This is a genomic window from Stenotrophomonas sp. YJH_SMC_82 (assembly GCF_059368875.1).
In genome coordinates, this window is record NZ_JCAFSE010000002.1 from 447,783 (window position 1) to 459,597 (window position 11,815).

Sequence of the window (11,815 nt, forward strand, 5' to 3'; positions counted from 1 at the left end):
GCAGGTACTGCTGCGGGTCGACCGGCTTGCCGTTGTAGCGGGTGAGCCGGCGGTGTTTGCGGCCCATGGGCCGCACCGTCGGCGAACGCCCGGCGCGCTGCGCCGGGCCGGGGATCCGCCCGGATTATGAATCGACGATCAGCGCGCCGGCAGGTACTGCTGCGGGTCGACCGGCTTGCCGTTGTAGCGGATCTCGAAGTGGACCATGTCGCGGTTCGCACCGGTGCGGCCCATCTCGGCGATCTGCTCACCGGCCTTCACGCTCTGCCCTTCATTCACCAGGCGCTTGCGGTTGTGGCCATAGGCCGACAGCCACTGGTCGCTGTGCTTGATGATGATCAGCTCGCCGTAGCCGACCAGGCCGGCGCCGGAGTACACCACCACACCGTTGGCGGTGGCCTTGACCGGCTGGCCGCTGGTACCGGCGATGTCCACGCCCTGCTTGGTCGCATCGCCGGCAACGTAGCGGCCGACGATCGCGCCATCGGCCGGCCAGCGCCAGGCGATGTTGCTCTTCACCGGACCGGCCGGCGCCGGAGTTGGCGCCGTGCTGCCGGCGCTGCTGCCACCCGAGCGCGGCGCGGTGACCACCGTGGTCGGCGCGCGGCCGCCGCTGGCACCGGCCGGATACAGCCGGATCACCTGCCCCGGATGGATGGTCGAGGGGTTGTCCAGGCTGTTCCAGGCAATCAGGTCGGCCGGGGTGATGTCATGGATGCGGGCCAGCGCATAGATGGTGTCGCCCTTGCGCACCACCACGGTCTGCCCGGGCTTGGGCACCGAGGTCTTCGGCGTGGTCACGCCACCACCGGTGCTGCCAACACCAGGACGAACCACAGTGGCGGTGCCGCAGGCGGCCAGGGTGGAAACCAGCAACGCCAGCGCGCCGATGCGCACTCCCTTGCTCAGACGATCAGGACTCATGCGAACTTCGACCTCCATACAAGCCAGGCGATCAGCACCACCACCAACGCGGTGGCGATCCAGCCCAGCGGTTCAATCCAGCGACGCAGTGCCGCTTCAGCACGCGCACCACCGATACGGATGACCGCAGCCAGCACGAACACGCGCTTGCCGCGACCGATCAGCATGCTCAACAGGTACTGCGGCATCGGTACGCCGACGATACCCGATGCCCACGTGAAGACCTTCATCGGGATGGGCATGAAGCCGCCCAGCACCAGGAAGGTGAACACCGCCCACGGCGATTCGGCCATCTTCGCCTGCACGGTGGTGATGCCCTGCTCGATCGCCGGCAGCATGCCCAGCACTTCAAACAGCGGCTTGATCGCCTCGAAAGCGTAGTGACCCAGCGCGTAGCCGACCAGCGCACCGACCATCGAGCCGGCCAGGCTGAGGGTGGCAAACCACCAGCCGCGCTTGGGCTGGGCCACGCACATCGGCGCCAGCATCACCTCCGGCATCACCGGGAAGATGATCGCCTCGAAGAAGCTCAACACCGTCAGATAGGTCGGCGCGCGTTCGTGCGCCGCCCACTTCATCGCCCGCTCGTACAGCGGCCCGAAAATCTTCATGCAACCCTGCTCCGTGGATTAGTCGAGCATGCCAGACAGCAGCGGCACGAACGTGACCGGCGCCAGCACGTGTTGTTCGATGCTGCCGTCGGCCTTGCGGTCCAGCTGTACCAGCGACTGCGCCCCAGGGCCACCGACCGGCGCCACCAGGCGGCCGCCTTCGGCCAGCTGCTCGATCAGGGCGTCGACCAGTGCCGGCGCCGCCGCAGTGACCACGATGGCATCGAACGGGCCGTGCTCGGCCCAGCCGACGCGGCCGTCGTCGTGCTTGGTGCGGATGTTCATGCCCAGCGCACGGAAGCGCTTGCGGGCCTGGCGCAGCAGATCACCAATGCGCTCCACGGTGTAGACCTCCAGGCCCAACGCGCCAAGGATGGCGGCCTGGTAACCGGAACCGGTACCGACTTCCAGCACCCGCTTCGGCGCGACCTGGAGCACTGCCTCGGTCATCCGCGCAACCACCCAGGGCTGCGAGATGGTCTGGCCATGGCCGATCGGCAGCGCGGTGTCTTCATAGGCACGCGAGGCCAGGGCTTCATCGATGAACAGATGGCGCGGCACCACCCGGATCGCGTTCAAGGTCGGCTCGTCGACGATGCCGGCTTCGCGCAGGCGGTCGACCAGGCGGTCACGCACGCGCTGCGAGGTCATGCCGATACCGACGGCTTCCGGCTGCAATCGCAGGCGTGGGCTCATGCCGGCTGGTCCAGCGCGGCGCTGAGGCCGCCGACCCAGCTGGCGACCTTCTCCAGCGCCTGGTAGCGGGTGAGGTCGACCTGGATCGGGGTGATCGAGATGTGGCCGGTGCGCACCGCGTGGAAATCGGTACCGGGACCGGAATCCTGCTCACGGCCGGCAGGGCCGATCCAGTACACCTCGTTGCCGCGCGGATCCTTCTGCGCGATGCAGCCTTCGGCACGATGGCGGTTGCCGAGGCGGGTGACCTCGAAGCCCTTGACCTCGCTCCACGGCAGGTCCGGCACGTTGACGTTGAGGATGGTGTCGGCCGGCAGCGGATCGGCCTTGAGCCGGGCGACAATCTCCACCGCAGCACGCGCGGCGGTCTCGAAGTGCTTCGGATCGTGGTTGCGGCTGACCAGCGAGACCGCCACCGCCGGCAGGCCGAGGAAGCGACCTTCCATCGCCGCCGAGACGGTGCCGGAATAGATCACGTCGTCGCCGAGATTGGCGGCGTTGTTGATGCCGGACACGACAATGTCAGGCTCGAATTCAAGCAGGCCGGTCAGCGCCAGGTGCACGCAGTCGGTGGGTGTACCGGCCACCGAAACGGTGTAATGGTCGATGCGCTTGAGCCGGATCGGCAGGTCCAGGGTCAGCGAGTTGCTGGCGCCGGAGCGATCGCGGTCGGGCGCAACCACCGTGACTTCGTGACCGGCCTCGCGCAGGACCGCGGCAAGCATCCGGATGCCTGCGGCGTCGACACCATCGTCATTGCTGACCAGGATTCGCATCTTCGATTTAACCGCTTGATTTTCCAAGAATTCGATTCCATCACCGTGCAGTGTGGGCGGGACCGTCGCGCTCCCCTGCGGAAGCGGTCGACCCTGCAAGGGCATCGTCTATTGTGCCGCATGCGGGCCGCCGGTCCTACCCTGTCAGCGGTCACGGCCGACATCGAACCGTCATAGGCAGACCTGCGCCGGCGGTTTACCCTGTGCGCATGTCGCACCCTGATGACGAAGATCCGGCCGCCTTGTTCCGTGCGGCCATCGGCGAAGTGAAGCCGCTGCGCAAGGATGCCGAGCCGGCACCTGCCGCGCCCCGGCCGAAACCGCGTGCGCGCATGGCCGAACGTGACGAGGCCGAAGCGGCCGGCGAGTTCGCCCGGCTGCTGCGCGACAGTGCGCCACTGGAAGCCGGCGACGTGGCCAGCTATCGCCGCGACAACCTGCCACCACGCCTGTTCCAGCGCCTCAAGCGCGGCCAGTACTCGGTGCAGGACGAACTGGATCTGCACGGCGCCACCGCCGCACAGGCCGAAGCCCTGCTGCGCCAGTTCCTGCTGGAAGCGCATGCACACGAGTACGGCTGCGTGCGCATCATCCACGGCAAGGGACTGCAGTCCGATGGCGGCGCACCGGTGCTGAAGAACCTGGTCGATCGCCTGCTGCGGCTGCGCAACGACGTGCTGGCATTCCATTCGGCACCGACCGGACAAGGCGGCACCGGCGCGGTACTGGTGCTGCTGGCGCGGCGTTGAAAAGGGGACGGAGGGAATTAAGTCGTTTGTGCCACAAACGACTTAATTCCCTCCGTCCCCTTTTTTTTATGTCAGGCCTGCGAGGCGTCTTCGACGGGGCCGAGTTCGTGCAGCACGGCGGTGGCGTAGCAGCCTGGCGGCAACGCGAACGACAGTTCCAGCACGTCGTCGGCCAGCCACTGGTGCTGCAGCAGCGCCGGACGCAGGCGCAACGCGCGGCGCTCCTGCTTCAGGCGCGCGTCTTCCAGGCCGGCCCGCAGTGCCTTCGACTCGTCGTCGTCCAGCGCGGCCAGCTCCAGCTCACGTGCCGCGTCGGCACTGCGCAGCTCGCCTTCGCCCCACAACGGCGCGCTGGGATGGATGTCGAAACGCGCCAGCCGCTCGGCCAGCACATCCGTGTACGGCTCGGGGCCGAACACGCTGCGACTGCCATCGAGCATCCAGACTTCGCCATCGAGCGGCTGGTCCCAGCTGCCCTGCTCCACGCGCGCGGCCAGCACGCGGTTGAACAGCGCCGAACGGGCTGCAGAGAGCAGCAGCGAACGCTGGTCCTTGCGCATGCGGCGGCCACCGAACATCGCCAGTGCAGCCGGCACGTTGCCACCGTCGCGGCCGAAACGCTGTTCACCAAACCAGTTCGGCAGGCCGCGCGCGGCAATCTGCTGCAGGCGCTCGCTGATCGCGGCGGGATCGCCCTGCACCTCGCGCAGCACCAGCTTGAAGCGGTTGCCGGCCAGTGCGCCGCGCTGCAGCTTGCGGTTGTGCCAGGTTGCCTCGATGACTTCGATTTCGTCACTGGCCAACTCGGCCAGGTCCGGCGCAATGCGCTTGGGCAGGTGCACGCTGAAACGCTGGGTGGTGACCGCGTGGCGGTCTTTCATCCCGGCGTAGCTCACCGCCATTTCCGGCAGGCCCGCCCATTTTGCCAGCACCTTGGCCACATGCACGGTGTTGGCGCCGCGCTTGCGGATGTGCAGCAGCAGATGCTCGCCTTCACCGCTCGCCTCGAACGCCGGCAGTTCATCCACCTGGAAATCGTCCGGCGTGGTGCGGATGCGCGCCGTCAACAACGGCGCACCAAACGCCAACGGCAGCGGGATCATGCCGCCACCAGCAACACGACCGCCTGCGCGGCGATGCCTTCACCACGGCCGGTGAAGCCCAGCTTCTCCGAGGTGGTGGCCTTGACGCTGACCGCGTCCAGCGGCAGCTGCAGCAACCCACCGATGCGCTCACGCATCGCAAGCGCATGCGGGCCGACCTTCGGCCGCTCGCAGATCACGGTGATGTCGGTGTTGCCGACGCGCCAGCCGCGCTCACGCAGCAGGCTGTCGCAGTGGCGCACGAACTCGCTGCTGTCGGCCCCCTTCCAGCGGTCGTCACTGGGCGGGAAATGCTGGCCGATGTCGCCCAGCGCCAGCGCGCCGAGCATGGCATCGCACAGGGCATGCAGGATCACGTCGCCGTCGCTGTGTGCGAGCACGCCGCAGCTGTGCGGCACGTTCACTCCGCCAAGCATGATGTGGTCGCCTTCACCGAAGGCATGGACGTCGTAGCCCTGGCCGATGCGGACGGGCGGGAACGGTGCGGTGCTCATGGATGCAACCCTTGCTGCAGGGCCGCGCGGACGGTCAGCCGGCGCGGCGGGAAAGTACGAATTCAAACCGGTCCAGATCGGCCGGGGTGGTGACCTTGAAGTTGTCCTCGCTGCCTTCCACCAGCAGCGGGCGCTGGCCCTGGCGCTCCATGGCCATGGCCTCATCGGTGACTTCAACACCGGCGGCGGCGGCTTCGGACAGCGCGCGGCTGAGCTGGTGGCGGCGGAACAGTTGTGGTGTCAGTGCGCGCCACAGCCGCTCGCGCGGCTCGGTGCCATCGATGCCACCGTCGTCGCCCGCACGCTTGAGGGTGTCACGCACCGGTGCGGCCAGGATCGCCCCGACCGGATCGGCACGACCGACTTCAAGCAGGCGGCCAAGGTCGGCCAGCGACAGGTTCGGCCGCGCGGCATCGTGGACCAGCACGAATTCATCAGCGCGCACCGTCTCCGGCAGCGCCTGCAGGCCAGCCAGCACCGAAGCGGCACGGGTCGCGCCACCGATGCAGGTCAGCACCGGCTTGCCCGCCCACTCGTTCCAGCCGGGCCAGTCGGCGTCGTCCGGGCCGATCACTACCATTGCCCCGGCTACGGCCGGATGCGCCAGCAGGGCGTCCAGGGTATGGGCGAGCAGGATCTGCCCGCCCGCCTGCAGGTACTGCTTGGGCAACGGCGCGCCAAAGCGGGTGCCACGGCCAGCAGCCGGAACCACGACCCAGATCGCCGCACTCATGGCACGTCCGCCGGGTGGTCGCCAACCTGCGCACTGACACCTGCCGCAGGCTGCGCCGGGTGGACCGGCGCATCCTCGACCACGCGATAGAACTTCTCGCCGGGCTTGATCATGCCCAGCTCGCTGCGCGCGCGTTCCTCGATGGCGGACTGGCCTTCCTTGAGGTCCTTCACTTCCGCAGCGAGCGCATCATTGCGCTGCTGCAGGCCCTCATTGTCCCGCTCCTGGTTGGCGACCTGGGCTTCGAGCATCATCACTTCACCCGAATTGCCCGGACCAAACCAGAAGCGGTACTGCAGCCAGCCCAGCAACAGGGCCAGCACCAGCAGCATCCAGCGCCAGTCGCGCATCGGCTCAGCGCTTCAGCGAAACGAACGCGTCACGACCGGCGTAACGCGCGCCGGCGCCGAGGGCTTCCTCGATGCGCAGCAGCTGGTTGTACTTGGCCACGCGATCGCTGCGGCACAGCGAACCGGTCTTGATCTGGGTGGCGGTGGTGGCCACTGCGATGTCGGCGATGGTGGTGTCTTCGGTTTCGCCCGAACGGTGCGAGACCACGGCGGCGTAGCCGGCACGATCGGCCATGGCGATCGCTTCCAGGGTTTCGCTGAGGGTGCCGATCTGGTTGACCTTGATCAGGATCGCGTTGGCGGTGCCCGAGTCGATGCCTTCCTGGAAGATCTTCGGGTTGGTCACGAACAGGTCGTCGCCGACCAGCTGCACCTTCTTGCCGATGCGGTCGGTCAGCAGCTTCCAGCCGGCCCAGTCATTCTCGGCCAGGCCATCTTCAATCGTGATGATCGGGTACTGCGCGGCCCAGTCGGCGAGGAAGTCGACGAACTGCTCGGAGGTCAGGCGCTTGTTCTCGCCGACCAGGTTGTACTTGCCGTTCTCGAAGAACTCGCTGGAGGCCACGTCCAGGCCCAGCAGCACGTCTTCACCGGCGGTGTAGCCCGCCTTGCCGATCGCTTCGAGAATGGTGTCCAGCGCCTCGACGTTGCTGCGGAAGTCCGGCGCGAAGCCACCTTCGTCGCCGACCGCGGTGCTCAGGCCATGGCCCTTCAGCACCGACTTCAGCGAATGGAAGATTTCGGTACCGGCACGCAGCGCTTCGGAGAACGAGGTGAAGCCGACCGGCAGCACCATGAACTCCTGGAAGTCGACGTTGTTGTCGGCATGCGCGCCGCCATTGATGATGTTCATCATCGGCACCGGCAGCGCCGGGGTCACGCCGGCCCTGGCGGCCAGGTACTGCCACAGTGCCTGCTTGTTCGATGCAGCGGCGGCATGCGCGGCGGCCATTGAAACACCCAGCAGCGCGTTGGCACCCAGGCGGCCCTTGTTCTCGGTGCCGTCCAGATCGATCAGGCGACGGTCGAGGCCGGCCTGGTCGGTAGCCTCAAAGCCCTTCAGCGCGGCGGCAATCGTGGTGTTGACGTTGTCGACGGCCTTGCGCACGCCCTTGCCCAGGTAACGGGTCTTGTCACCGTCACGCAGCTCGACCGCTTCCTTGGTGCCGGTCGAGGCGCCGGAGGGAACCGCGGCACGACCGAACGAACCGTCCTCCAGGATGACTTCGGCTTCCAGCGTGGGGTTGCCACGGCTGTCAAGGATTTCACGGGCGTGGATGCTGCGGATCGTACTCATGGTCGGGCCGGTTACCTGTCTGGAGAGGGGGCGACAAAACGAATGCCGCGTGATTATCCCCGGCTGCCCGCCACTTGCCAAATGGCCTGGGCGGCATCAGCCCCAGCTGGACCCGATCACGATCAGGGCCAGCGACACCAGCATCACCAGCAACGCACCGGCCACCGCTGCCGCGACGGGTCCACGACGGCGTCGCCAGGCGAGCACCATCGCCACCAGGCTGCCGACGAAAGACACACCCAGAGCGACCAGCGCGGCCACGATCCAGTACTGCATGGCCTGGATGCCATGGTTTCCGTCACCCGGCGAGCCGAAGCTGGCCGCAAAGGCCATTACTCCCAGCAGCAGGGACGCCCAGGCGAGCACGGACAGCCCCAGCGCGACCAGGCCCCAGGGCCAGCCGCGCGCCGACGTGCTCGTATTCATCAAAGCAATCCGTAGAACAGGGCGCCGAGCCACAGCGAAAGCAGGATGATCGCAAAGCCAGCCGCCACCTTGCCGCGATTCAGCCGCCAGGCCAGCACCGCGGCCGCGAGGCAGCCCGCGGCACCGAGCAGCTCCGCGACCAGCAGCGCAATGAAATACGCACGCAGATCAAGCGCGCTGCTGCCATCACCCGGGGGGCGCACCGACGCCGCACCGATCAGCACCAGGCCAAACATGCCCACGGTGAACAGCACGGCCAGGCCCAGTGCGATCAGGCCCCAGGGCCACTGTTTCCAGTGCCGGCGATGACGCTGGGCTTCCAGCGCCACCCTCGGGTCACGACTCACGCGAAGCGCGAGAAGCCGTGCTTCTTGGTCACCGCGTCGAGCTCCATCAGGGTCTCGAGCAGCGCTTCCATCTGGTCCAGCGGCCACGCGTTGGGGCCATCGGACAGGGCCTTGGACGGATCCGGATGGGTCTCGGCGAACAGGCCGGAGATGCCCACCGCGACGGCAGCACGGGCCAGCACCGGCACGTGCTCACGCTGGCCACCGGAACTGGTGCCCTGCCCGCCCGGCAACTGCACCGAGTGGGTGGCATCGAACACCACCGGGCAACCGGTATCGCGCATCACCGCCAGCGAGCGCATGTCGCTGACCAGGTTGTTGTAGCCGAAGCTGGCACCGCGCTCGCAGACCATGATCTGCTCGTTGCCGGTGGCCTTGGCCTTCTCCACGACCGGCTTCATGTCCCAGGGCGCCAGGAACTGGCCCTTCTTGATGTTGACCGGCTTGCCGGCCGAGCACACCTTGCGGATGAAGTCGGTCTGGCGGACCAGGAACGCCGGGGTCTGCAGCACATCCACCACCGAGGCCACTTCGTCCATCGGGGTGTACTCATGGACGTCGGTCAGCACCGGCACGCCGATCTGCTTCCTGACCTCGGCCAGGACCTTCAGGCCCTCTTCCATGCCCGGGCCGCGGAACGCGGTGCCCGAGGTGCGGTTGGCCTTGTCGAAGCTGGACTTGAAGATGAAGTTGACGCCGAGCTTGTCGGTGACTTCCTTCAGCTTGCCGGCGGTATCGAGCTGCAGCTGCATCGACTCGATCACGCAGGGGCCGGCGATCAGGAACAGGGGCTGGTCCAGCCCGACCTCGAATCCACACAGTTTCATGGCGTTTCCTTGTTGTCCGCAGCACCGGCCGGGCCGGTGCGCTGGGGGTTGAAGCATGCAGGATGGGGGCCGAAGCCCCCATTCACAAGTCAGGCGCGCGCTTCGGAAAGCAGCTTGCCGCCGGCCTTGCGCTCGCGCGCGGCACGGATGAAACCGATGAACAGCGGGTGGCCGTCACGCGGCGTGGACAGGAATTCCGGGTGCGCCTGGCAGGCCAGGAACCACGGATGCGCGTCGCGCGGCAGTTCGACCACTTCCACCAGGGTGTCGTCCATCGACTTGCCGGCGATCACCAGGCCGGCATCTTCCAGCTGGGTGCGGTAACGGTTGTTGAACTCGTAGCGGTGGCGGTGGCGCTCGGCGACGACGTCCTTGCCGTACAGCTCACGGGCCAGCGTGCCCGGCTTCAGGCGCTGTTCCTGCAGGCCCAGGCGCATGGTGCCGCCGAGGTCGCTCTTGTCGTCACGCTTCTCGACATCGCCGGTGGCGGTGCGCCATTCGGTGATCAGGCCGATCACCGGGTTCGGCGACTGGCGGTCGTTCTCGGTGCTGTTGGCGCCTTCCAGGCCGACCACGTTGCGCGCGTAATCGACGACGGCCGCCTGCATGCCGTAGCAGATGCCGAAGTACGGCACGTGCTGCTCGCGGGCGAACTTCGAGGTCAGCACCTTGCCTTCGAAACCACGGTCACCGAAGCCACCCGGCACCAGGATGCCGTCGACATCGGCCAGTGCGGCCATGTCGGTGCCTTCCAGATCCTGTGCTTCCAGCCACTTCAGGTTGACCTTGGTGCGCTGGCGCAGGCCGCCGTGCTTCAGTGCTTCGCCGACCGACTTGTAGGCATCCTGGTGATCCACGTACTTGCCGACCACGGCGATGGTCACTTCATCCAGCGGATGCAGGGTCGCATCGACTGCGTCCTCCCACATCGACAGATCGACCGGACCGGCCTTGTCGGCCAGCTTCAGCTGGTTGACCACGATCTCGTCCAGGCCCTGCGCGTGCAGGCCCGACGGAATGCGATACAGCACGTCCACGTCCGGCACGCTGATCACTGCGCGCTCGGAGACGTTGGTGAACTGGGCGATCTTGCGGCGCTCCGAATCCGGCACGGCCTGCTCGGAGCGGCACAGCAGCACGTCCGGCTGGATGCCGATCGAACGCAGCTCCTTCACCGAATGCTGGGTCGGCTTGGTCTTCAGCTCACCCGCGGCGCCGATGTACGGCACCAGGGTGAGGTGCATGAACAGCGCCTTCTCCGGGCCACGCTCGGTGCGCACCTGGCGGATCGCTTCCAGGAACGGCAGCGACTCGATGTCGCCGACGGTTCCACCGATCTCGACCAGCGCCACGTCGTAGCCTTCGGTGGCTTCGTCGATGCAGCGGCGGATCTCGTCGGTGATGTGCGGAATGACCTGCACGGTCGCGCCCAGGTAGTCGCCGCGGCGCTCCTTGCGGATCACGTTCTCGTAGATGCGGCCGGTGGTGACCGAGTTCTTGCGGCTCAGGCGGGTGCGCACGAAGCGCTCGTAGTGGCCCAGGTCGAGGTCGGTCTCGGCGCCGTCATCGGTGACATACACCTCACCGTGCTGGAACGGGCTCATGGTGCCCGGGTCGACGTTGATGTACGGGTCGAGCTTCATCATCGTGACCTTCAGGCCCCGGGCTTCGAGAATGGCGGCCAGCGACGCGGCGGCAATGCCTTTGCCGAGCGAGGACACCACGCCGCCGGTTACGAAAATCAAGGGAGTCATGGCTGCAAGCATCCTGTCTGGAAATGGAAAACGGCAACACCACGCGCACCCGGAGGGCGGGCATGGTGCTCGGAGGGGGTTTTCCGGTTCGCTGGGACAGCGAGGGAGGTGCGGATCCGTGCGGCGGCAGGCGCCGGACGGGGACCATCGTGCGAGGTCGGGGCGGCCGTGCCGGCCAAATCGACCGTCACCTGCGACCCGCCATGCTGGAAGCCACGCTTGGCCGCTCCAGCCCATTCGCAAAGGGTGGACACGCACTTACTCCCGGAAAGCCATAGTTTACAGATTGATGGCCGCCAACCCAAGGGGCAGACGCCACGTTCCTAAAAAGAAACGCCCCGCTGAGCGGGGCGTTCCGTTGCGCACCCCTTGTCGCAAGGGCGCTTGGCAGGTTGCGGGATCAGCGCTTCTTGCGCGCTTCTTCCTCTTCTTCCTTCTGCGGGGCCGGCTGGCCCTGCGCCTTCATTTCGGCATTGGCCTGGGCACGACGCTTGGCCTTGGCATCGGCCTCGGCCTGCGCCTTGTCGGCCTGGTCACCCTGCTGCGGGGCCGGCTGGCCCGCGTTCTGCGCCACCACCAGCGGCACTGCAACGGCGGCAGCGGCCAGGATTGCAACGGTCAGCAACTTCTTCATGAGGTCCTCCTCGCGGTATGGCTTGGACGTTTCGACCCGATGGGGCCGCCGGCGTTCAGATTCCAGCGGCTGCCATTTTACCCCCTCCCCGGCG

General features: G+C 67.1%; 15 protein-coding genes. 1 reads left to right on the forward strand and 14 read right to left on the reverse strand.

Annotated elements, in window-relative coordinates:
* Positions 1-138: 138 nt before the first annotated feature.
* Genes AC5P53_RS09710 through surE form a run of 4 tightly spaced genes read right to left on the reverse strand, consistent with a single transcriptional unit; the run spans position 139 to position 3,007 of the window.
* Positions 139-924, reverse strand: coding sequence for a peptidoglycan DD-metalloendopeptidase family protein (locus tag AC5P53_RS09710; RefSeq protein WP_241886671.1), 786 nt, complete (start codon positions 922-924; stop codon positions 139-141).
* The gene (locus AC5P53_RS09715; protein WP_014646707.1) at positions 921-1,535 is read right to left on the reverse strand and encodes a YqaA family protein; all 615 of its coding nucleotides are present in this window, start codon (positions 1,533-1,535) and stop codon (positions 921-923) included. The genes AC5P53_RS09710 and AC5P53_RS09715 overlap by 4 nt, the downstream gene beginning before the upstream one ends.
* 18 nt (positions 1,536-1,553) lie before the next feature.
* On the reverse strand, positions 1,554-2,231 hold the full coding sequence (locus AC5P53_RS09720; RefSeq protein WP_010485977.1) for a protein-L-isoaspartate(D-aspartate) O-methyltransferase: 678 nt from the start codon (positions 2,229-2,231) through the stop codon (positions 1,554-1,556).
* Entirely contained in the window at positions 2,228-3,007 is a 780-nt protein-coding gene (gene surE, locus AC5P53_RS09725) for a 5'/3'-nucleotidase SurE (RefSeq protein WP_032959183.1), read from the reverse strand. The genes AC5P53_RS09720 and surE overlap by 4 nt, the downstream gene beginning before the upstream one ends.
* Positions 3,008-3,216: 209 nt before the next feature.
* On the opposite strand from surE, the gene AC5P53_RS09730 reads away from it, so the two are divergent.
* Complete coding sequence (locus AC5P53_RS09730; RefSeq protein ID WP_032959185.1) at positions 3,217-3,756, forward strand: Smr/MutS family protein; 540 nt, start codon at positions 3,217-3,219, stop codon at positions 3,754-3,756.
* 71 nt (positions 3,757-3,827) lie between these two features.
* Here AC5P53_RS09730 and truD read toward each other — a convergent pair whose 3' ends face one another.
* The 10 genes from truD to AC5P53_RS09780 form a co-directional block, all read right to left on the reverse strand.
* Positions 3,828-4,859 carry a tRNA pseudouridine(13) synthase TruD gene (gene truD / locus AC5P53_RS09735; protein ID WP_014646703.1) on the reverse strand — a complete coding sequence of 344 codons (1,032 nt, stop codon included), beginning with the start codon at positions 4,857-4,859 and terminating at the stop codon, positions 3,828-3,830.
* Positions 4,856-5,353 (reverse strand): 2-C-methyl-D-erythritol 2,4-cyclodiphosphate synthase, encoded by a 498-nt coding sequence (gene ispF, locus AC5P53_RS09740; protein WP_014646702.1) that lies wholly within the window; start codon positions 5,351-5,353, stop codon positions 4,856-4,858. The genes truD and ispF overlap by 4 nt, the downstream gene beginning before the upstream one ends.
* Positions 5,354-5,387: 34 nt before the next feature.
* On the reverse strand, positions 5,388-6,086 hold the full coding sequence (ispD, locus tag AC5P53_RS09745; RefSeq protein WP_111205682.1) for a 2-C-methyl-D-erythritol 4-phosphate cytidylyltransferase: 699 nt from the start codon (positions 6,084-6,086) through the stop codon (positions 5,388-5,390).
* Positions 6,083-6,436, reverse strand: coding sequence for a cell division protein FtsB (gene ftsB / locus AC5P53_RS09750; protein WP_005412924.1), 354 nt, complete (start codon positions 6,434-6,436; stop codon positions 6,083-6,085). Before ftsB ends, ispD begins: the two co-directional genes overlap by 4 nt.
* Positions 6,437-6,440: 4 nt before the next feature.
* On the reverse strand, positions 6,441-7,733 hold the full coding sequence (gene eno / locus AC5P53_RS09755; protein ID WP_241886670.1) for a phosphopyruvate hydratase: 1,293 nt from the start codon (positions 7,731-7,733) through the stop codon (positions 6,441-6,443).
* A gap of 96 nt (positions 7,734-7,829) precedes the next feature.
* Positions 7,830-8,159, reverse strand: a complete 330-nt coding sequence (locus tag AC5P53_RS09760) for a hypothetical protein (protein ID WP_049442298.1) — start codon at positions 8,157-8,159, stop codon at positions 7,830-7,832.
* Positions 8,159-8,506, reverse strand: coding sequence for a hypothetical protein (locus AC5P53_RS09765; RefSeq protein WP_032959194.1), 348 nt, complete (start codon positions 8,504-8,506; stop codon positions 8,159-8,161). Before AC5P53_RS09765 ends, AC5P53_RS09760 begins: the two co-directional genes overlap by 1 nt.
* Positions 8,503-9,333: a 3-deoxy-8-phosphooctulonate synthase gene (gene kdsA / locus AC5P53_RS09770; protein WP_005408999.1), complete on the reverse strand. Its 831-nt coding sequence runs from the start codon at positions 9,331-9,333 to the stop codon at positions 8,503-8,505. The genes AC5P53_RS09765 and kdsA overlap by 4 nt, the downstream gene beginning before the upstream one ends.
* A gap of 89 nt (positions 9,334-9,422) precedes the next feature.
* Complete coding sequence (pyrG, locus tag AC5P53_RS09775) at positions 9,423-11,087, reverse strand: CTP synthase (RefSeq protein ID WP_014646697.1); 1,665 nt, start codon at positions 11,085-11,087, stop codon at positions 9,423-9,425.
* Between the two features lie 400 nt (positions 11,088-11,487).
* The gene (locus AC5P53_RS09780; protein ID WP_014646695.1) at positions 11,488-11,721 is read right to left on the reverse strand and encodes a hypothetical protein; all 234 of its coding nucleotides are present in this window, start codon (positions 11,719-11,721) and stop codon (positions 11,488-11,490) included.
* Positions 11,722-11,815 lie beyond the last annotated feature (94 nt).

What these genes read in the sequence shown, in the direction of transcription:
- ispD (WP_111205682.1), bottom strand. Translation starts at nt 6,086, where the DNA reads ATGAGTGCGGCGATCTGGGTCGTGGTTCCGGCTGCTGGCCGTGGCACC.
- ispF (WP_014646702.1), bottom strand. Translation starts at nt 5,353, where the DNA reads ATGAGCACCGCACCGTTCCCGCCCGTCCGCATCGGCCAGGGCTACGAC.
- eno (WP_241886670.1), bottom strand. Translation starts at nt 7,733, where the DNA reads ATGAGTACGATCCGCAGCATCCACGCCCGTGAAATCCTTGACAGCCGT.
- AC5P53_RS09760 (WP_049442298.1), bottom strand. Translation starts at nt 8,159, where the DNA reads ATGAATACGAGCACGTCGGCGCGCGGCTGGCCCTGGGGCCTGGTCGCG.
- AC5P53_RS09730 (WP_032959185.1), top strand. Translation starts at nt 3,217, where the DNA reads ATGTCGCACCCTGATGACGAAGATCCGGCCGCCTTGTTCCGTGCGGCC.
- AC5P53_RS09715 (WP_014646707.1), bottom strand. Translation starts at nt 1,535, where the DNA reads ATGAAGATTTTCGGGCCGCTGTACGAGCGGGCGATGAAGTGGGCGGCG.
- AC5P53_RS09780 (WP_014646695.1), bottom strand. Translation starts at nt 11,721, where the DNA reads ATGAAGAAGTTGCTGACCGTTGCAATCCTGGCCGCTGCCGCCGTTGCA.
- kdsA (WP_005408999.1), bottom strand. Translation starts at nt 9,333, where the DNA reads ATGAAACTGTGTGGATTCGAGGTCGGGCTGGACCAGCCCCTGTTCCTG.
- ftsB (WP_005412924.1), bottom strand. Translation starts at nt 6,436, where the DNA reads ATGCGCGACTGGCGCTGGATGCTGCTGGTGCTGGCCCTGTTGCTGGGC.
- pyrG (WP_014646697.1), bottom strand. Translation starts at nt 11,087, where the DNA reads ATGACTCCCTTGATTTTCGTAACCGGCGGCGTGGTGTCCTCGCTCGGC.
- surE (WP_032959183.1), bottom strand. Translation starts at nt 3,007, where the DNA reads ATGCGAATCCTGGTCAGCAATGACGATGGTGTCGACGCCGCAGGCATC.
- truD (WP_014646703.1), bottom strand. Translation starts at nt 4,859, where the DNA reads ATGATCCCGCTGCCGTTGGCGTTTGGTGCGCCGTTGTTGACGGCGCGC.
- AC5P53_RS09720 (WP_010485977.1), bottom strand. Translation starts at nt 2,231, where the DNA reads ATGAGCCCACGCCTGCGATTGCAGCCGGAAGCCGTCGGTATCGGCATG.
- AC5P53_RS09710 (WP_241886671.1), bottom strand. Translation starts at nt 924, where the DNA reads ATGAGTCCTGATCGTCTGAGCAAGGGAGTGCGCATCGGCGCGCTGGCG.